Below are 21656 nucleotides of genomic sequence, written 5' to 3'. Positions count from 1 at the left end.
TAAATTTAAGGAGTAAATATGAGATTATCAATAATTTCACTTGTCGGTGATGATGCATCATATGTTGATACATTTTTAAGTTCATTAAAAGAACAAGAAACACAGAGTTTTGAAGTAATTTTATGTGTAAATAAAAACTCTGAAGCCAAAAATATTTTCAAAATAGCTAGAAAATATTATGAATTCTTCGGAAGCAGATTAGTTTTAATTACAAACTCAAAAGACAATTCATACCAACACAACTTAGTTAGTGCATTTAGAATTGTTAAAGGTGATTATGTAACTGTAATTAATTCTGACTCAAGTATTAAGAGATACTTTATCGGAGATATGATTGAACATGCTCAACGTTTCAATGTGGATGTTCTAGAATTCAAACCTAGACTAGTTGGTACTGTTCGTTTCAAACCTAAAGAAAGAGGCGAATTTGATAAAGTTCTTGATATAAACAAAAATCCAAATGTTATTGCTTACACTTATCCATTTATCTTTAACAAAATTTTCAAAAAAGCTTTAGTCAAGAAAATTGCTAAATACAGACCAAAAGTTTCTAACGATACAGTTATGTGTTTAGAAATTAACTACTTATTAATGATGGAAGCTAAAAAATACAAATACTTAGACTTTAGAATCATTCGTGAATTTATTTCATCAGACACTTGATTTAATACAAAAACAGTTCTAGATGCTTTTAGAGTTATAGAAGATAATGCTAAACGTATGAATTTAAAAATTCAAGAAGAACTTAAATATGCTAAATATTACTTTGTAAAATTACTTCTTACAGGTTTCTTATCAGAAACATACTTTGTTTACAGACACTTTTCAAAAACTGATAAAGAACAACTCGAAGAAAAAAGAAGTAAACTTCTAATTCAAAAACACGATGAAATTTTAGCTAAGCTTGAAGCTAGTCCTGATTTTCAAACATTCTTAACAACAAATATGTATATGCTACAAGACAATGTAGAAACAGGTATGCTAAGAGAAAATTATAAAAAACTAATTAAAACTAAAATTTTGGATAACTTAGAATAATGTATAAAAACGCAGGTTTCTTTAAGAGATTCTTCTCGAATGTAATCGACTTTATTCTCTTTATCTCAATTGCTATTGCAATCGTTTTTATAGCACAACCTAACACACTTATTTATAAGTCTTCTTACTTTTACGGTTCTATGTGCTTAATTATGATTTGATTAAACTGTTACTATGTCTTATTCCCTATGCTTATTGGTGGAAAAAGTATTGGTATGTGAATCTTTAATCTTAAACTAATTGGAAACGAAGATAAAAAATTTCATTACACCTTAATTTTAAAGCGCAACATTTTAGGTTGCTTCTTTGTAACTTTAAACTTTATTATCGTTCTTATTTCTACATCATCAATGGATTTATCAAAAATCCAATTATTTAACAATAAAAATCTTGATCCAAGCATTCAAGTAATCAGTGCAATTATTACAGCATTTATGGGAACTTGATTTTTATTACAAACTTTAGGTTATGTATTACTAATTTTCTATAAAAAGAAATTAACACTTATTGATATTGCTTTTAGTTCTCGTATTGTTGAAGATAAATACATTGAACTAGTTGAAAGTAAAGATATCATCTTAATTCCTTATTATTACACAGAAAGAACATTTAAATATTACGACGACATTATAAAAGGAGATTAATTATGGATTTAATAAAAACTGATTTATTAAGTGATTTAAATACTAAACAAAGAGAAGCTGTTGAGTATTTCGATACTTCTCTTCGAATTATTGCAGGAGCAGGTTCCGGTAAGACAAGAGTTCTTACTCGTAAGATCGCTTACTTAATTAACGACTTAGGTGTTAGACCTAAAAATATCTTAGCTATGACTTTTACTAACAAAGCAGCTAATGAAATGAAACAAAGAGTGTTGCAATACACAAGTAAGAGTTTAAAAAATGAATTAAAAATCTCCACATTTCACTCTTTCTGTGCAGAATTATTAAGAAAACATATAAGACTTCTAGGGTTTCACACTGATTTTTTAATCATTGATGAACCTGACAAAATTCAAATTCTAGGTAACATTTATCGTAAACTAGGTATTTCCAACCACGATATCAGTTACAAAAGTATGATCGAATATATTTCATATGCTAAAAATATGGAATTAACATACAAAGAATTATGCGACGAACTTAAAACATTTGAGTATTCTAAAGTAGTTGCTGATGTATATCAAGCTTACTTAAACGAACTTGTATCTAAAGGTTCGCTTGACTTTGATGATTTAGTTTCGTTAACTAAAACACTACTAGAAACACACCCAGAAGTGGCTGCAATTTATCAAAAACAATTTGAATACGTGCTTGTAGATGAATTTCAAGATACATCTAGAATCCAATATGATTTAATTAAGCTTCTTGTTGGAAAAAACACACACTTCACAATTGTTGGTGATCCAGATCAAACAATTTACAACTGACGTGGAGCTGATGTTAACTTAATTTTAAATTTTGATAAAGAATTTCCAGATGCTAAAACAATTATTCTAGATACTAATTATCGTTCAACACAAAAAATACTAGATGCAGCTAATAAATTAATTGCTCAAAATTCAAATAGACTTCACAAAGATTTAATCACTTCAAACGAAATTGGTGATGATGTTGAGTTTTATCACGGATTTTCTCCAGAAGCTGAAGCTAGATGAGTTATTCAAAAAATTAACGAACTTAAAAAACAAAAGAATCAACTTAAAGAAATTGCTATTTTATATCGTTCAAACTACTACTCACGTCCATTCGAAGAAGCCCTTATTGAAGAAAATATCAACCACAAGATTTTTAATGGTACAAAATTCTTCGAACGTGCTGAAGTTAAAGACGCTTTAGCATTCTTAAGAGTTATCGCCGAACAAAAAGATATTGCTTTAGAACGTATCATTAATGTTCCTAACCGTGGAATTGGTGAAGTAACTTTAAGTAAACTTAAAGAATATGCTAAAAAACAAGGTAAATCTTTATTTAGAACTCTACAAGAAGACATTAGAACTCTTCCTATCCCTAAAGAAAAGATTACTAAATCAATTTATCCATTTATGGTATTAGTTGTTAAGTATGCTAAAGCATTACAACACAACAAAATTAGTGTAACTTTAAATAAATTCCTTGAAGAAATCAAATACTATGAACACATAGCTATGAACGAAAACTTACGCGGTTCAGCTGAAGACAACGTTAAAGAACTAATCAACTCAATTTCTAACTGAGAAGAAAAGAACAAAGACAAAACTGTTTCTGATTACTTAAATATGGTTGCTTTAATGTCTGTTTCAGATGAATATGACAACGTGCCTAACTATGTTTCACTTATGACAATTCACTCAGCTAAAGGTCTTGAATTTGATAATGTCTTTATCGTAGGTATGTCTGAAGGAATCTTCCCTAACAGAAGATCTTTAGAACCTCAAAATTCTTCAAAATTTTCTGCTAAAGGAAGATACTCAAATACTTTAGAAGACGAAAGACGTTTAGCTTATGTAGCCGTAACTAGAGCTAGAAATAAACTATTTATTTCTGATTCAAGAGGAAAAATTATTGGTACGGATATCGATAAGAAACCATCTAGATTCATCACAGAAATGGGACTAGATGTTAACGAAACAATTATTAACGCTAAAAATCGTTACTTCAGTGATTTTAACAGCGAAGATGTAACAATTACAAGTAACCACATTATTGTAGGAGATATCATCAGTCACATTATGTTTGGAGAAGGAGAAGTCCTAGAAGTAATGCCAAACGAAATCGTTGTAGAATTCATCAAAGATAAAAAAATTAGAACATTGAATAAAAACCACTCTTCAATAAAGGTTATAGGTAAATAATGGCAACATCATCTATTATCGGAGTTGTAATAGGTGTTTTTGTTACAATTATCCTACTTACATTCCTCTTCTTCTTATCACTTTATTTCTTCTATGCACGTTCTTCATCAGGAATCATCTTATTTACCATCGATTCTAATAACAAGCGTGTTTTGAGATTAAGTGAAAAAAACTATGCATTCTCAACTGTTTTTGATGCTAAAAAACTTAAATTTCAAGAGTATAAATACATTCCTCAAGATACCTTGCTAAATGTATTTGATGCTGAAACTACAGAATACATTTTAAAATACATTCAAGAAGGTAATACTCGTAAACAAGAAATACCTTTTACATTTAATAAAAATATCAAATCAATACTTACACCATTCGAAAGATTTGTTTATTGATTTGATCGTGTTTCTTTAGTCTCAAACTCTTATGTTTTAAAGATTTATCCAACAGAGAACGGACAATATAATTGCACTATCACTTGAAAAACTAAAAACGAAAAATTTAGTTGGCTGAATAAAGTTTCTAATGATCAAAATGTCTTTTTTGATGCTGAATTTAAGCAAGATAAAAGTATCATAATTGCTTTTGCACTAAAACCTTACTATATAACAAGGGATATTGATTCAGAATATCTTCAAGACTTATTTGATCAGTTTGATTTATCTTGAAAACGTACTTCTATTTTTAGACAAAATGGATTTTTATTCCTTATTATTAAGGATAAAGGTAATCATACCTATAATAACTATATAAATGAAATTCATCATATAAATGATAATATCAACTTTAATAAGTATTTTATAGCTGCTACTATTTTCAAAAACGCTAAACTAGCAACTGAATACTCAAGAGAAATGTTACTAGCTAAAATTTCATATTCACTTTTTAATATTCTTAATGATTTTAAAAATTATCAAAATTACCTAGATCTATCTCTTGATTTTATCAGCACACCTGAATTTAAGGAATTTAATAATCAATTAATTAGATATCGTAATGAGAACTCACTTCTTAATAAAGAACTTAATAACATGCATATTAACTTCTTCCCTATTAAGAATTACCAATCTCAAAAATCTTCTAATTTAACCATTGCATCAGTGTCCAACGATTCATATGATGTTAACGATAATAAGTGAAACGATTTCTTTAGAAATATTCCTATCTTAAATTATGAATATGAAAAATACTGATATGAATTTGTAGAGAAAAATTCAAATAAAGCTAATAGAAATCTACTTATCAAAATTAGTCAAGAAGTATACCTAAATAAGGTTCTTAATAGTACAAAAGATTCACCAATTTGCCTTATTTATGCATACAATAATGTATTTGATCACATTAATTTAAAACGTAAAATTGAAGATAACTTTAGAAATTCAATTCCTACAGCTTTATATATCGATGAAATTGATAAAGCTTTAATTAATATCATTAATGATACAAAACTTAAAGCCATTGTCATAGGAGAAAAAGTTACAAAACACCTTAACAGTACTAAAGTTTACTTTGATTGTATTAATGTTATTAACTTAGCTTCAAACAACAATATTAAGGTTATTTATGAAAATCCACCTCAAGGTTTAGATGATCTAATTGTTTATAAAGCCAAGGTGTTCGCATGCTACTATACAGAAGGCAAGAAAATCTAATTAAGCAAATTTAAAAACACGGATAGCTCTATCAGCAAGCTATTATCCGTGTTTTTAAATTTAATCATAAGTAACATCATTAAGGTTTTTGGCTCAGTTTATAAATAAAGTATAAGCACGAGTTAAATCAACTTTACCACCATCTTTAAAAATATTATTTAGTGAAGCATATTGGTGAAATTGAGCATAGATTTCAACGTCATTTTGACTAGGTACAAGTCCTAAAGCTTGAATTTTTTCAGGATAATAAGAAGAAATTAAAGCATAAATTTTAGTAGCACAGAACTCTTGTGGGAAGTTTTCGAGTTTAATTGCTCCTGTTACTAGAAGTTTTATTGCATTTTCTTGATCATCAAACTTAGGGAGTAAAATTCCAGGGGTATCTAAGAATAAAAATTCACCATTAACAACTCATTTCTTTTCTCTAGTTACACCAGGATAATTAGCCACCTTAAGAGTTTTCTTATCTGAAACAAGGTTGATTAAAGTGCTTTTACCACAGTTAGGTACACCAACAACAAAAGATTTAATTCTTGTTATAAGCATACCTTTAGCTCTATTACGAGCTATTTTTTCTTTCATTACATCTTTAATTTTATTTAGAATAATTTTCTTAGATGATTGATTTCTTAAATCAAGTCATAATAAGTTTTCACCCTTGAATCTAGCATTAATCTTATCTTTTTTACTTTTATCCATTAAATCAGACTTAGTAATAATAAATAATCTAGGTTTTTGTGGAGCTATTTTATCAAAATCTTCATTGTATGAGCTAATTGGACATCTTGCATCTAAGACTACGATAAAAAGATCTGCTAAATTAGCATTTTCTTTTAAATCTTTCATCGCCTTAGCCATGTGACCAGGATATCATTGAATTAGATTTTGGTATTTATTTTCGTTTTCGTTGTTGTTATTCATATATTTTCTCTACTTCCTTAGATAATCTATTATTTTCTTCTTCAAGCATTTGATTCTTAATTACTTCTTTTTGATACAATTCTTTGTATTTGCTTAGTTCATTAACTAAGCTTTCTTTTTGGCTTTGTTCATCAATTAAATTGGCAAAAATAAGTTGTAAAAAGTCATCTACTTCTCTTTTATTATAGCCTTCAAGATTCATATGAAATTTTTGATTCTTAATTAGTTCACATAAATCATTTACTTTATTATTCATACTTAACCTCTATTTCTTATTTTATCAAGTACAATAGCAGTAGCACAAGCTACATTTAAACTTTCGAACGAAATAGGAATATAAACAAATTCATCGCTTAATTCTTGAACTTGCTTGCTTACTCCGTTACCTTCGTTACCCACAACTAAAATGATTTTTTCTTTATCAAAAGATACATCATTAAGTTTTTTAGCCTTTGTATTAAGTACTGTAGAATAAATGTAGTAGCCTTGTTCCTTTAGTTGTTTTAATACATCAATTCCATTTTTAGTTGGAACAATATCTGTTTTAAAGAAGGCACCTTGGGATGAACGAATTGTTTTTGGATTGAAATAATCAAACTTATTAATAATGACTGTATCCATATCAAATGATTTAGCTAAACGAATAATTGTTCCAACATTACCAGGATCCTGTAATTCATCAAGGAATAAAACTTTATTTCCAATTTTTCCTTGTTGAGGGAACTTACATACCCCGATAATGCTTTGTGGTGTACTAGTATCGCTTAATTCTTTAATAATTTCATTAGTAACTAAGATTGAATCTTGATACTTAATATTTTCAGAATTGCTCTCTAATGTTTGAAGTAATAAATTAGCTTGTTTAGCTTCTTCGACTAGATGATAACCTTCGACTAAAAATTTTCCTTCTTTAGCACGATGCTTTTTATCAAGTAATTTCTTAAGCTCTTTGATGGTTGGATTAGATCTACTTGTTATCTTCAACATAATCTCTTAAGAAGTACTTTCCTTTTTCAACTTCGTAAAGTGATAAGTCTTTAAAATCAAGTTGTCTCATTACTTCGAATCCTAAAATACTTACACAGTTTCCTAGGTTTATTGAACGCATTGCTGAAACCATAGGTATTCTTAAGCAGTCATCTAAGTGGTCTTGTAAAACTTTTTTATCAATTCCAGTAGATTCTCTACCAAACATTAATCAAATTTCACCTGTATTTTCGAATTGTGATTTGTAATCAACATCTGTGTATGATTTAAGTCCATATCTAGTGATATAAAAAATTCTTTTATCTCCATATTTAGCAGCAAAATCTGCATATGATTTATGCACTTCATGAGGGATATCTGATAACATTCTACCAGCTCCAGCTCTTCTTAATCACTTAGGATGAAGATCAAATCCAATTGGTTTAATAATGTGTAATTTAGCTCCTAATGCGAAGCATGTACGAATAATATTCCCTGTATTAGGGCATATTTCTGGTTGATATAATACTATATTTAACATATTTATATTATACAGTGTTTATTCCATTTACTTTATCGCTTTCATACCTAGCACCTAGGAACAAAAATAAAAATATCCACACATTTTACCGTGTGGATAAGTCATTAAATTTCGTCTTCTTCATCAATATCAAGTTCGTCATTTTCGACTTCACCAAAAATTGATTTTTTTGCCTTTTCAAGTTCAAGAGCAAGAGACTTACGCATTTTTTTACCTTTTGTTTCTTCTTCTTCAACTTCATCACGATTATTTGAGAATTTGATTTTTACTTTAGCAAGTTTTGGATCTTGAGGTTCATCTGTATATATTATTGTAGGAACAATAATAGGTTCTCTACGTTTTTCTTTATAAAATAATGTGGCTAAACGTTCTTTAACAATTGTTTCGAGTTCTTCAGTTGTTCATTTTTCATTATTTTTAATGTGGTATAGTACAGCACCATGTGCTACTCTTTTTGCTTCTTCTATTAATTCTTTTGAAGTTTTAACAAAGAAACTTCCACGTGTAACAATTTGAGGACGTGCTAAGATAGCATTTTTTGATTTATCTAATAAGAAGATAATATTAACAAATCCACTATCTTTTAGTTGAGCTCTATCTGATAAAATGTGTTCAGATACACTTAAAACTGTATTTCCATCAATATAAATTGGACCATATTCAACAAAACGATCAGTAGGTGTTATAACATTATTTAACATCTCAAAAATTTGTCCTTTTTGAGGAATCATAACATTTTCTTTTTTAACACCATTAGCTACAGCTGTTTGACCATGAACTAAACACATTCTATAATCACCGTGGTATGGTAAGAAGTATTTAGGTTTAGTTAATGTAAAAATCTTATCGTGTTCTCATTGGTAAGCGTGACCAGATGTATGTAAGTAACCATCTACTCCATTTTCCTTAATAATAGCACCCAACTTGTATAATCTATTAACAAGAAGTTCAACTACCATTCTATTTCCAGGGATTGGGCTTGATGAGAAAATAATTAAGTCACCTTTTGTAATTTTAATAGTTGCATGCTTTCCGTAAGACATTCTAGAAAGGGCAGCTAATTGTTCTCCTTGAGAACCTGTTGTTAAGATAACTAAATCAGAATCTTTTACATTAGGTAAATCTTTTTTATCAATAATTACGTCATTTCCAACATTAATATAACCTAACTTACGACCAATTTTAACCCCTTGAATCATTGAACGTCCAAATGTAATAACTTTTTTATTAAGTTTAGCAGCTAATTCAATAATAACTTTTACACGTGTTAAGTTTGAAGCAAAAGCTGTAATAATAATTTTCTTTTTAGCTGAACGCATGTGACGTTCAATGTCGGTTAAAATATCTGATTCACTAGGTGAGTGATTTGGACGCATTGCATTAGTTGAATCTGAAAGTAAAGCTGTAAGACCATCTTTACCGATTTCATCTAATCTAGCAAAATCTGTATAGTTTCCAATAGGCGTGTAATCGAATCTAAAATCACCTGTACACATAATTGATCCATTTGGTGTAGTTAATCTAACACCAAATGCATCCGGAATTGAGTGTTGAGCTGTTCAAAAATCTGCTTGGCATCCTAGTGGGAATTTGTAAACTTCATTCTTTTCAATTTCGATGAACTCAATATCTTTTCTAATTCTATTTTCTTCGAATTTAAGTTTTAAATATTGAATAGCAATTCTAGGTGCAAAGATTTTTTTGATTCTTGTTTGTTGTACTAAATAAACAACTCCACCAATGTGATCTTCGTGTCCGTGAGTAATAAATAGTCCTTCAATTTTCTTTTCAGGTCTATTTAAGTATGAATAATCAGGAATAATTCCTTTAACTCCTGTATTAAATGTATCAGCAAATTTAATTCCTGAATCTATGATAAAAATGTGATTGTGATGATCTACAACAAGTGTTGATTTTCCTATTTCTTCAACACCACCTAAAGCAAAAATCTCTGTAGGTTGTTTTTGTTTCATGAGAACTCCTTAAAAATTATGAAATTAAGTTAATGAAATTCATTCATTAAAATTAATTATTATCTGTTTGAAATATTAAATAAAATACTAAATGTATTTATCAAAACAATTATATATTAAAAGGTCTTTTTAGCAATAAATATAGCTAAAAATCTTAAATTTTATTTTAGCCATATAAAGCAAGGAAAAAGAGCATTTTTATCTGATTAGAACTATTTTTCCAAAGGAGACGCTTAATATAAAATATCAGTTTTCACACAAATATCACTGCATAAATTTTTATATAATTTTATTAGGAATATTTTTGGAGGTGAATCATGAAATTAAGAAATAAATTCCTTATTCTAGCTTTAGTCGTGACTGTACCAATAATAGTAGGTACAATATCAATTTCAACAATTAAAGCAACAACAAAAAACGCTATTAAGCATAAACCTAATTTTAGTGGTTGTTGTTGCCCTGGATGTTTAAAGGGAACAAGTGTTAAAACGATAACAATAACCAACGATAATCTTAAACTAGAATATTAAATATGAATTTGCCTTAACAATAATAAACAACATGATTTAAACCTATAAGAAGGAGAAATTAATGAAAAAACTTAGAAAAATACTTTTACCTTTTACAATTGCTACTATAGGAGCAATGCCTCTTGTCGCAGTACAATGTCAACAAAGCAAAAATGATACCGATGATAATAAAAATCCTAATAAGGAAAAGGGAAGTGTTAATAACCCAGAATATCAAAATGAAGATAGTGTGCTAGAACAAAAATATGATGATAAACTTACAAACCTTATTTATAATGTAGACAGCTTCATGAAAAGTAATGAAGTGAAAAAATCATTTAACTTATCTGTACAAACAGAATCTTACTTAATATTCGGCGATCAAATCAACATACATAGTGATGCAAACATTAATTACAAGCGTGCTATACAATCTGCAGCTTTTTTAAAAAAACTTAAAAATTCAAGCCAAGAAATAAAAAATGCAACAATAAATCTATGAAACTCAGTATTTGAAATACCAGCTGCATTCCTTAGATTACAAATAAATAACTTTATGATTCCTAATGAATCAAACCAACCTACAACACCTAAAAATATCATTACTTATTTACCAGAACTAGCGACTTCATATTTAACCCCAATAAGCACTGACGAAACTAATCCTATTACTAAATTAACAAACTTTGCTACAGTAGATTTTGATTTAAACGACATACTAAATGAAACAAATTTAAATTCATTATCAGAGCTTGAAACCAAATTTGAGGAAAAAAATAATCAAATTGTAGAAAAAATAAACAAAGGATTAATCGATAGAGAAAATCTGCCTAAGGAAAAACTAACAATTAATTTAAAGGCTAAAATAACATTAAACAAAAGCTTAACATTTAAACAATATGCAAAAAACATCATCGCCAATTTTAAAGCTTGATTAAAACTAATTCAACCACAAGCTGGCGAAAATAACAATATGCCATTAAATATCGAAGGCGTCTTAGGACAATTAAATAATGCACTAGCTTTATTTGAGCAAGTTCCTGATGCTGAATTAGAAAAATATATTCCACTAACTAAAGAAGAAATGGAAAGCATGCAAAACGTTACTAAAGCACTTAAACAATTTGCTGGTATGTACATAGAATTTAAATAAATCTGAATTTAGTCAACCATAGTGTTGGCTTTTTTGATCAAAAAAGTCGACAGCTATGTGCCAACTTTTAGTTTTTGTTCTACTTAAATAAAGCAGTTTTTACATTATTTCCATATACTTTGATTAATCTTTCACGATATGAATTAGTTTGTTTAGGATATTTGTTTTTATCACTACCATCTATTAAATTGTATGCATATAATGTTTGACTACCATAGTATTTAGATTTTTTATCAAATGTATTAACAAATGAAACAACAACATCCGAGTATTGATTAACCCTTCTATTTGCATCATTATATACTACATTAGCATCACGTCTGATTCCTCATTTTATTCCTACAGGCAAGCCATCTTGGTTAAGAGCTATAGAGCCTGAAGAACCACCTAATAAGGCATTTGTTGCTGGTACAGAGTACTGTAACATATATTGATTATAAGTGGTATTATCATACTCTGTTTGACCTACTCTACCATCACGAATATCCATCTCTATATTGTTATACGCATCACTAAAGGCATTAATATTATCAGTATTTGTATTAATCTTATTTCAGTCCCCATTAATTTCGGTAATTAAGTGGTTTTCAGCAGGATATCCACCAATTAATAGGCTATTTGGTTTTAAATCAATTAAATTAGTTCCTAAATTATTCTTAATCATTTCATCTAAATAAATTGATGAAGCATAATTAATAGGTTGTAAATAATCATGAATTTTACTATTTGGATACATTTTATTAAACTCTTCAGCAATTGCATTAGCAGACATATAATCTACATTGATATAAGGAAGCGAATTACTAAAGTTAGCAATTTGAGTTGTTTCTACCTTATTTTTAGATGCATCTAATTCAGCGATAGCTTCTCTTATATGATTAACAAAACTATTTTGAATAACTCTTCTAGCTATTAAATTTTCATATATACGACTATCTCTGCTTTCAACATAATTTTCAAAAGCATATCTTTGAACATAAGGGAATTTATCAATGCCCCTTGTAGAAAAATCATTTAAGTCAACATATCACTCTAAAACAGCAAAATCAGCTGCTACACTTGAATTAAGGACACTTCGATCCATATGATCTTTAGCTACAAAAAAGTTCTTAGGCATATACTTTTTATCATCATAATTATTTCTGCTAAATTCAAACATATAATATTGATTTCTATGATCTTCTCACTTAGGATCGAATCCAATCGTAAATCTTTCTGTTAATTCACCTGATCTTATTTTGCTAGTTTGTTTGTTTTCTTCATATTCATCAGGGTTAACATTGCTATTAGCCACGTGCATATTTGTACCTAAGTACAAGCAATATTTGTTATTTCCAAGATCTACATAATCAAGTAATCATCCTGTACCACTAACTATTGAATATGAATTTGGGTTTGATTGATTCATTTGTCAGAATTGTAAATTAAATGAACGCTTAAAAATTGAATCATAAATTGCTTTATTATTTAATCCAGGCTTTCTTTCAGCTTTAGTATTAGCAATGATTTTTTGCACACTGCTTGCATATTTATTATAAAATTCATCCATTTCTTTAAACGATCTTGGGTCATTTAATTCTTTAATAAACTCATTATATAATCTAGATTCTTTTTCAAAATTTTCTGTTGCTTTAGATAACTTTTGAGCAAGAGCTGTAGTACTTTCGATATCAAAATCTGTATTATTGATACTATTAAAAGTTTCATCATTTAAGTTTATTATTGCTTTAAATTCTTCGGAATTTTTATAAAATTCAGCTTTATTTAATAAAGTATGTAATTTAGTATTTCAAACATTTAGCTCTTTAAATAGAGCCTGTATATCATTTTTCAATTTATTAAATTCAATTTCATAAGAATTAAATTCTTGTTCTAAATTATTGACGTCGTTAGGAGTTTTGCTTGCTAAATCAAATAATGAATTATATGAATCTAAATTATTATTAATATCTTTTAAATCTTTTGCCACTGCATTATAGTGCTGTAAGTTTCTATATTGATTACCATACTGAGAAATTCTACTGTTTAATTGTTGTATTTGGCTTTTAATTTCACTAATAGTTTGCATTAGTTTTGCATTTGCTTTAGTTGACTCTTCTATGATGTTTTCTTTAGCTACTAAAAGCTCTTGGTAAATAGTAAATAAGTTACTAAATTTCACATCATTGTATTTTGTATTAAGGAATTTATTTTTGACTTCATTATATTGGTTTACCACTTCAGAATTTAAACCCTTAATTAATAAAGCGCTAACTTCATTCATTTTATTTTGAATACTGCTTCAAGCTTGCGCTTTAATATCAGAAATAACTTGGTTAGCTTTATATATAAAATCTTCGTTTTTATCCTTGCTTATAGGTGTAAAAGTTACATTATCACTTGAAGAATTATCTAATTGATTAAAGTTAGTTACTTGATTTTGTATCATGTTATTAAAAGAACTAATAACTGAACTTCGATTAGATTCAGAAATTAAAATTAATTCTTTTAAATCGGAAAGTGATGGATTATCAACCTTATTATTATTTAATACTAGGCTATTGCCTATTTCCTTGCTTAATAGATTAAGTTGAGAAATGTTTAATGTGTAAAATGCATATGCGTTTTTAAGAGCATCTGAATAAACATTAAACAATTCTGTTCTAAGTTCTTTGTTGTCCCTATTTGTTTTTACTTCTGTGAATTTAGATTTCAACTGATTATATTGTTTTTGATATTTAGACAATAAAGCAGGAGTTTGTTTATAGATGTTAAGCAATATTTCAGCATCCGAAACTAAGGAATCTAATTCTTTCTTAACTTGATTTAGCTCAGAAATTAAGCTTGAGATTTTATTTTCTTTATCTGCAATTTCTTTATTATGTAGACTGATAAGCGAAGATTTTTCTTTATCCAATCTATCAATTTCCAATTTATTACTTGAAATTTCGTTTTCAAGTAATTGATATTGAGTTTCTTTTTCTTTAGCCAATTTTAAGACTTGAGAATATTTTTCACTAGCTTGATCTAAATTATTTTGTAGCTCAATCGCTTTAAGATTCTTACTGTCTATTTCTTTTTGTAGCTGTGCTATAGTGTTTTTAGATTTTTCTACTTCGCCTTGAAGAGCAGTTGCTTGATTTTCATTTTTTCTAACATCATCTTCATAAGCTTGTTTTTGTTTTTTAAGTTCTTCTATTTCTTTTCTTAAATCAGTAATGCTATTATTAAGATCATCAATAGTACTATTGTATTTATTTTTAATGTTTTCTATTTGGTTTTTAGCTGAAGAAATCTCTTCTTTTAAATTACTAAGTTCTATTTCTTTTTGGGATATATCATTTTTATATTTTTGCTCTAAATTTTGAATAATAGTTATTTTCTCATTAAACTGAGCTTCCATACGGCTTTTTTCATTTTGCAGTTGTGTTACTTTTAACTCTAGCTCATTGCTTTTTTCATCTTTTTCGGATGCATTAAAGCAAGCAGTAGCAACCATTGGAAGTGAGGATACAGCACTTATTAAAGGAGCAATTAATAATAAATTATTAAACTTTTTCATACTCTAATTTTATCCCAAATTCAAGTTTGACTATTAAAATCAACCATTTTAAATACCTAAAAATCTTATTTCTAAAATTGTGAAAAATTTATTTCCATTTTTATTAAAAATTGAATGAAAAATTTAAACTTTGATAAACTTTAATTACTAGTAATTAATCAAACAAAAAATAAAGGAGAATTATGTTTGAAAATATTTTAAATAAATTGCTTGATACCTCTCTAGCAAATAATCTTGTTAAGTTAAAAACAGATAAATATATTTCAATTAGCTCGATTTATGAAGTTAATGATGGAAGCTATTTACTCACAAATAATGAAGATAAAATTAAAGCAAAACGTAATGCGATGCTAACTAACGAAACTGATGGTGAAGTTACAACTAAAGCAGATAAATTCATCAAAATAAATCGTTTATCAATCGAAGAAACAGGGATAAATATTTTAAATCTTGCTTTAGGCCTTCTAAATTGAAAAGATCGTGATAATAATGAACTTCTTTCACCTATTTTTACTATGAGTTCTGAATTATCTAAAGAAAAAGATGACTATTACATTGATACTTCATTTTCAAGTATTGAGCCTAACTATACAATGGCTTTTAAGGTTAAAAATGACTATGGCGTAGATATCTTGCCTATATTAGAAAAATATCTTGAACCAAAAACAAATATCGAAGAAGTAATGATAGGAATGAGCCAACTTGAAAGCGAAATTCTTGAGGTCCTTAATAAAACTCATGAACAAATAAAAGTTTTAGATGAAGTCTACTTTGGAGTATTCACTTATTCAAAAATTAGCATTTATAATGACTTAATTCAAAATAGAGATAAATTAGAAGCTTCGCCATTTTATAAACAATTAACAGGACAAATGATTGATTTTAACTTTGATTTAATCTCTGATAAAGATATTGATGAAAAAATCGATTATTTAAATTACTACCATTGTTTAGAATCAGATGGTTCTCAAGAAAAAGCAATTCAAGCAGCTATTCAAGGCCACAGTTTTGTTCTTCAAGGTCCTCCTGGAACAGGTAAATCGCAAACAATTACAAACATTATTACAGAATTAATGTCACGTGGTAAAAGAGTGCTATTCGTTGCTGAAAAAACAGCAGCTGTTGATGTAGTTTATAACACATTATCTCAAAAGGGATTCGAAAAGTTCGTTTTAAGACTTCACAGTGATGACAACAATAAATCTTTTGCTAAAAAGGTGCTTGCAGACTATGAAGAAACTAAATCATATCCTAAATTAAATAATGAATTTAGAGACGAAATGGCTCGGAACATTTCTCAATATGTTAATTTGATTAATAACTACGAAAATATTCTTGTGGATACTAACAAAAATAAAGTTCCACTATTCACCTTATTTAATAATTATTTAGAAATCAAAGATCATTTACCAATTAATGAATCATTTAGTTTTATGAGAAACTACAGTGAAGATGAATTAAGAGATATTTATGATTTACTTAAAAATTATCAAGTTATTTTAGCTTCATTTAACAAAATTAATTACACTAAATGGTCAAACATTACACGTGCTAGAGAAATTGACTTTAACAAGGTCATAAATTGCTTAAACACATTAAAAAATAACTTGTCTCAATTAAATTATTTACTTGGAAATTCTGATTATATTTTTATTAAGAATAATGAATTATTTAATGAAATTGAAAAGGTTAAAAATATTACTTTTATCCTTACAAAGACTAACTGAAATAAGAAAAATAACTTTACATTCACAAATGAATTAAAAAACTTAAAAGAAATCTCTAAACAATATAAGCAAATCTGCAAATTACTTGATTTTGATCAACCTACTAAAGAAATGAATATACAAAATATTGATTTTTTAAAGTCATGATTAAGCAACAATTCTAATCCATTCTTTAGAGCATTTTCAAGAAAATACAAAGAAAACAAAAACGAATTACAACTACATAATTATGGTTTCTTACGTAAAGTTGATTCTTATGGTGCAGCTAAAAAACTTTATAAAGCTAGCTTAAAGGCTCAAAAGGTTTTTGAAAAAATTGAAAGCATGCTTCCAAGCTTAACATTCCAATTCGATATCAAGGACATTACATTGCTTAATGTGCTTATTAATAATTTTGAAATGTTATCAGAACACTTTAATGATTCTGAATTTAGTTTTGCTGTAAATTACACAAAAGAAGTTGCTCCAGTAGCTCACTTCCCATTTGCTCAATTGCAAGAATTAATTAGCGAAATTAGTACAACATATAATGAATTATTTAATGACTTTAATGTTGAACTAGATGCTCAAAACTACTATGCTATAATGGATTTTGTCGAAAATCTTATTTACGAACAAAATAATGGTTATATCATAGTTAACAAAAATAATCTTGAGCTTAAATTATTTGAATTTGGATTAGAAAACTATTTAAGTTTCTTACACTCAAATAACTATGAAACATTATTTGTTAACACATTTAAATGAGCTTACTCAAGCTGAATGATCAAAAACATATTAATACAAAATAACTTAGCAAGCGACTTTGTAAAATTAAAAGACCTACATGAAAGATATAAAAATGATATTGCTATTTTAAACAAAAATGCTTATGCCAATGCTTTAGAAGCCTGCAGTAAGCAAGTTCCTAACTTCCTTGGAACTGAACGTAGCTATCTAATTCTTAAAGCTGAAGCATCAAAATCTAGACGCTTTAAATCAGTTAAAAATGTTATGTCAGAAGCAAGTGATGCAATTTTACAAATGAAACGTTGTTTAATGATGTCTCCTTTATCTGTTTCTACCTATCTAAAAGATTCAGATGCTACATTTGATGTGCTAATTATCGACGAAGCTAGTCAAATTAAAACAGAAAATGCTTTAACATCTATTTTTAGAGCAAATCAATACATTATTTGTGGTGATATTGAACAACTACCACCTACAAGTTTCTTTGAACAAAAAGGTGATTTCGATGAAATCGAAGATGACGATAATATCTATGAATTAGATGCATATGAATCTATTCTTTCTGCTGGTGCTTCATTCTTAAAATCAATTGCTTTAAGATGACACTATCGTTCTAAATATGAATCACTTATTTATTCTTCAAACTCAAATGTTTATGAAAATACTTTAGTTTCATTCCCTAATGCATCTATAAATAATACATTTACTGGTTTAAACTTCATTTATACAAATGGGGTTTATGAAAATAAACAAAATCAAGCAGACGCTGATACAACAATTAAACAATTAACACAAATTATTGATAAATTTGAAGATACTAAGACCATTGGTGTTATTACACTAAATATCACGATGGCAAACTATCTAGAAAAAGAATTAAATAAATTCTTAAAAGCAAAAGGCAATGATAAATATAAAGCATTTTTAAGTCCAAAATCTAACACTAAATTCTTTATTAAGAATATCGAAAACGTGCAAGGGGATGAAAGAGATATTATTCTGCTTGTAATCGGATTTGGTCCTGATGCTAAAGGTAAAATTTCACATAACTTCGGAGCTATTAATAAAGATGGTGGATACAAACGTCTAAATGTAGCTGCTTCTAGATCTAAAGAAGCTATGTATGTTATTTCTTCACTTAAATATACAGATATCGATTTAAGCAAATCATCTGCTAGAGGTCTTGAATTTCTAAAAGAAATTCTAAAGAACGCTGAAGTTGGTGTTGATACTTCTGCAACAAATAACGATGTTGCTGAAGCATTCAAATTAGATGTTGCACAATCACTTAAAGAATTAGGTTACGAAGTTCATTCTAATGTTGGAGCTAGTGATTTCAAACTTGATTTAGCTATTTATAACCCTGAACTAGATAAATATGTTTTAGGTCTTGAATGCGACGGAACAACATTCGCTTCTTCACGTGTAGCAAAAGATCGCGATTATTTAAGAAGCAATGTGCTTCAATCTCGTGGTTGAATTATTTATCGTATGTGATCTACGGATTGATTCAAAAATAAAGATATGGAACTAGAACAATTAGTTAACTTCATTAAAAAACACATTAATCAAGATGGTGATATAACATTTAGAGAAAATAAAGAAGTTACTCCTGCTCCTGAATTAGTCGAACAAGTTTCTAAGTCAGACTTTAGAAATTCTTTCAAGCCTTTAATTAATTGAGCAGAACTTAAAAATATCCCGATAGCAAAAGATAGAGTTTGATATATCCACAACAATATTGATGTAGCATATCTAAAAGAACTCACAACAATTATTGATAAACTTGGATTAAGTTATAAAGACGTAGTTGACCAACGTAGATTTAAATTTATAGGTGATAATGATTTTGTCTACAACACAATTCCTAACACAAGAAAAATCGCTTTCAAAACAGCTTACAATGATGAATTTAAGAGAGAAATCACTTGAGTTCATCCTGATGAATGAGTTGATTTCATAACTAAAGCAAAAGAATTTAATAGCGAAATTAACTACGATGAATTAGCTAAAATTGCACTAGAATTGCTAGGATATAAACGTCAAACTCAAACAGCATTAAGCAATGTTGTTTACTTACTAAAATCAGCTGCCGACAGAGGAGGAAATTAATGCCTGAATATCCAGAAGTTACAGTTGTTACCAACACACTAAATTCATTAACACAAGGGCACAAGATTATCTCTGTTACAGTGCTAAAAGATAAATTAATCAAAAACGCAACCAAAGAAGAGTTTAGCTCCTTTTTGGTAAATAAAACTATCAAAAGTGTAGATAACTATGGAAAGTTTATTATATTTACTTTTGATGATGGTTCTAGATTAATATCACACCTAAGAATGTCTGGAAAATACTTTGTTATAGGTACAAGCGAACAAAGTGTAATGATGCAAGATGCTCATAATTATATTTACTTTTATCTAGAAAATAATAAAGTAATGATATATAACGATTATCGTATGTTTGGATCATTCGAAATTATCCCTGCAAGTGATACTAGAAGCATTTATGAAATTAAAAATCTAGCACAACTACCCCAAGATGTTGATGTAGATTCTTTATGAAATAAATTGCAAAAGAAAAATATCAGTATTAAATCTGTTTTATTAGATCAATCATTAGTTTTAGGTGTAGGAAATATTTATGCTGATGAAGCCTTACATAGAGTTAAAATGTACCCTATGCTAAAATGCAATAAAGTAAGTAAGGAAAGACTTAAGCAATTACTTTTAGCAGCTGGAGAAATTATGCAAGATTCAATAGCGAGTGGTGGCTCTTCAGTCCATACATATGTTTCTGTTAATTCTAAAAAAGGGACATATCAAAATAAGTTGCAAGTTTATGGAAAAGAAAATCAATTTTGTTCCACATGTAAGGAATTTAAAATAAAAAAAGTAAAATTAGATTATAAGCAAAATGGTCGTGGCACTAGTTTTTGTCCAAACTGTCAAAAGGAAAGTAATGGATAAAAAACTACTTATAGTTGTTGATATGTTAAATGGTTTTGCTTATAAAGGAGCTTTAGCAAGTCCCAATATTGCTAAGATTATCCCAACAATACAATCTATTGTACAAGAGTTTGATAATAATTTATTTGTTTGTGATCATCATTCTATTAATGATTTAGAAATGAAATTATATCCAATACATTGTTTAGCTAATGATCCTGAATCAGAAATCGTTTCAGAGCTAAAGCCTTATGTGCAAGAAGTTGTATATAAAAATACAACTAATGCTTTTTGGGATATACCGGCAAAAATTTGAGATCTATATGATGAATTTTATATTGTAGGTTGTTGCACAGATATTTGCGTGTTACAACTAGGTGTGACTTTAAAAACATATTTAAATAAAATTCATTCAGACAAAAAAGTTATTGCATACGAAAATGCAATTGCTACTTACGATGATGAAGAACACGATGCTAATGAGTATACATTAGTAGGCTTAAGAGCTTTAAAAAATGCAGGAGTTATAATTAAAAAATGAGAAATGTAGACTTACATGGTTTAAATTCAGAAGAAGCAATGATTGAAGTTGTTAAACACATCTATGATCTAAAAAGAAATAAAATTGATTCTGTTCTTTTCATTACAGGAAATGGAACAGGAACACTAAAAGCTGTATTAGAATCATTTTTAGTTAAAAATAAAATTGATTATGAATTACGTAATGATGGCGCAGCTTACTATTTAGATTCAGATAATAGTTTCAAAAATTGTACCAACTTTTATGATGATACTGAAGTCGAAGAACTCGATGAAGATGATCTAGAAGATATCTTTACAGGTTATAAATTCTAATTATAAGTATCATCTCACGTCCTAGTCTTAGGACGTTTTATTTTACTTTTATAGCTATGACGTAGTGATGGTTGCATTTGAACTTATATTAAGTTAGCGCAACATCCATTACAATCACACACGTAACATTAATAACTTTGTGTAAACTTGATTAAATCAAGTTAAATATTGATTGCAATCCTCTTAATGGTTTCTAGAACAAAAAAATTCGCCACTAGGACGGGTAATAGACCGAATGTTGTGTAATCACCTTCGTAAATAGAAAGGTGATTTTTT

The 21656-nt window shown here is 28.1% G+C and carries 16 protein-coding genes; 10 read left to right on the top strand and 6 right to left on the bottom strand.

Going from position 1 to position 21656, the window contains the following annotated elements:
- The first annotated feature begins 18 nt into the window (after window positions 1–18).
- Genes ACX1M8_RS00080 through ACX1M8_RS00065 form a run of 4 tightly spaced genes read left to right on the top strand, consistent with a single transcriptional unit; the run spans window position 19 to window position 5517 of the window.
- The gene (locus ACX1M8_RS00080) at window positions 19–1038 is read left to right on the top strand and encodes a glycosyltransferase (RefSeq protein WP_458616211.1); all 1020 of its coding nucleotides are present in this window, start codon (window positions 19–21) and stop codon (window positions 1036–1038) included.
- Entirely contained in the window at window positions 1038–1682 is a 645-nt protein-coding gene (locus tag ACX1M8_RS00075; protein WP_458836528.1) for an RDD family protein, read from the top strand. The genes ACX1M8_RS00080 and ACX1M8_RS00075 overlap by 1 nt, the downstream gene beginning before the upstream one ends.
- Before the next feature lie 2 nt (window positions 1683–1684).
- Window positions 1685–3871, top strand: coding sequence for an ATP-dependent helicase (locus ACX1M8_RS00070; protein WP_458836527.1), 2187 nt, complete (start codon window positions 1685–1687; stop codon window positions 3869–3871).
- The gene (locus ACX1M8_RS00065) at window positions 3871–5517 is read left to right on the top strand and encodes an MHO_4530 family protein (protein WP_458836526.1); all 1647 of its coding nucleotides are present in this window, start codon (window positions 3871–3873) and stop codon (window positions 5515–5517) included. Before ACX1M8_RS00070 ends, ACX1M8_RS00065 begins: the two co-directional genes overlap by 1 nt.
- Before the next feature lie 60 nt (window positions 5518–5577).
- Here the strand turns inward: ACX1M8_RS00065 and ylqF are convergent, their stop codons facing one another.
- The 5 genes from ylqF to ACX1M8_RS00040 form a co-directional block, all read right to left on the bottom strand.
- Entirely contained in the window at window positions 5578–6438 is an 861-nt protein-coding gene (ylqF, locus tag ACX1M8_RS00060) for a ribosome biogenesis GTPase YlqF (RefSeq protein ID WP_458798227.1), read from the bottom strand.
- Window positions 6431–6694 carry a DivIVA domain-containing protein gene (locus ACX1M8_RS00055; protein WP_458811075.1) on the bottom strand — a complete coding sequence of 88 codons (264 nt, stop codon included), beginning with the start codon at window positions 6692–6694 and terminating at the stop codon, window positions 6431–6433. The genes ylqF and ACX1M8_RS00055 overlap by 8 nt, the downstream gene beginning before the upstream one ends.
- Before the next feature lie 2 nt (window positions 6695–6696).
- Window positions 6697–7425: a TrmH family RNA methyltransferase gene (locus ACX1M8_RS00050; protein ID WP_458798229.1), complete on the bottom strand. Its 729-nt coding sequence runs from the start codon at window positions 7423–7425 to the stop codon at window positions 6697–6699.
- The gene (locus tag ACX1M8_RS00045; protein ID WP_458616218.1) at window positions 7406–7945 is read right to left on the bottom strand and encodes a tRNA (cytidine(34)-2'-O)-methyltransferase; all 540 of its coding nucleotides are present in this window, start codon (window positions 7943–7945) and stop codon (window positions 7406–7408) included. The genes ACX1M8_RS00050 and ACX1M8_RS00045 overlap by 20 nt, the downstream gene beginning before the upstream one ends.
- Window positions 7946–8049: 104 nt before the next feature.
- Entirely contained in the window at window positions 8050–9918 is a 1869-nt protein-coding gene (locus tag ACX1M8_RS00040; protein ID WP_458807185.1) for a ribonuclease J, read from the bottom strand.
- Between the two features lie 317 nt (window positions 9919–10235).
- On the opposite strand from ACX1M8_RS00040, the gene ACX1M8_RS00035 reads away from it, so the two are divergent.
- A complete protein-coding gene (locus ACX1M8_RS00035; protein ID WP_458836525.1) occupies window positions 10236–10448 on the top strand; it encodes a hypothetical protein in 213 nt (70 codons plus the stop codon).
- Window positions 10449–10509: 61 nt separating this feature from the next.
- Window positions 10510–11580 (top strand): hypothetical protein, encoded by a 1071-nt coding sequence (locus ACX1M8_RS00030; RefSeq protein WP_458836524.1) that lies wholly within the window; start codon window positions 10510–10512, stop codon window positions 11578–11580.
- A 79-nt stretch (window positions 11581–11659) separates the two neighbouring features.
- Here ACX1M8_RS00030 and ACX1M8_RS00025 read toward each other — a convergent pair whose 3' ends face one another.
- A complete protein-coding gene (locus ACX1M8_RS00025) occupies window positions 11660–15121 on the bottom strand; it encodes an MIP family Ig-specific serine endopeptidase (protein ID WP_458836523.1) in 3462 nt (1153 codons plus the stop codon).
- A 182-nt stretch (window positions 15122–15303) separates the two neighbouring features.
- Here ACX1M8_RS00025 and ACX1M8_RS00020 point away from each other — a divergent pair, with 182 nt between their 5' ends.
- From ACX1M8_RS00020 to ACX1M8_RS00005, 4 genes are read left to right on the top strand one after another with little or no spacing between them, the layout of a single operon-like run.
- On the top strand, window positions 15304–19689 hold the full coding sequence (locus ACX1M8_RS00020; RefSeq protein WP_458836522.1) for a PDDEXK-like endonuclease domain-containing protein: 4386 nt from the start codon (window positions 15304–15306) through the stop codon (window positions 19687–19689).
- On the top strand, window positions 19689–20546 hold the full coding sequence (gene mutM, locus ACX1M8_RS00015) for a bifunctional DNA-formamidopyrimidine glycosylase/DNA-(apurinic or apyrimidinic site) lyase (protein ID WP_458836521.1): 858 nt from the start codon (window positions 19689–19691) through the stop codon (window positions 20544–20546). The genes ACX1M8_RS00020 and mutM overlap by 1 nt, the downstream gene beginning before the upstream one ends.
- On the top strand, window positions 20539–21075 hold the full coding sequence (locus tag ACX1M8_RS00010) for a cysteine hydrolase family protein (protein WP_458616225.1): 537 nt from the start codon (window positions 20539–20541) through the stop codon (window positions 21073–21075). Before mutM ends, ACX1M8_RS00010 begins: the two co-directional genes overlap by 8 nt.
- Window positions 21063–21380: a Smr/MutS family protein gene (locus ACX1M8_RS00005; protein WP_458616226.1), complete on the top strand. Its 318-nt coding sequence runs from the start codon at window positions 21063–21065 to the stop codon at window positions 21378–21380. Before ACX1M8_RS00010 ends, ACX1M8_RS00005 begins: the two co-directional genes overlap by 13 nt.
- Window positions 21381–21656 lie beyond the last annotated feature (276 nt).

The sequence above is a fragment of the Mycoplasma tracheobuteonis genome, assembly GCF_054456995.1.
Note: the sequence above shows the minus strand (reverse complement) of the source record. Positions and strands in the feature narration are given on the sequence as shown.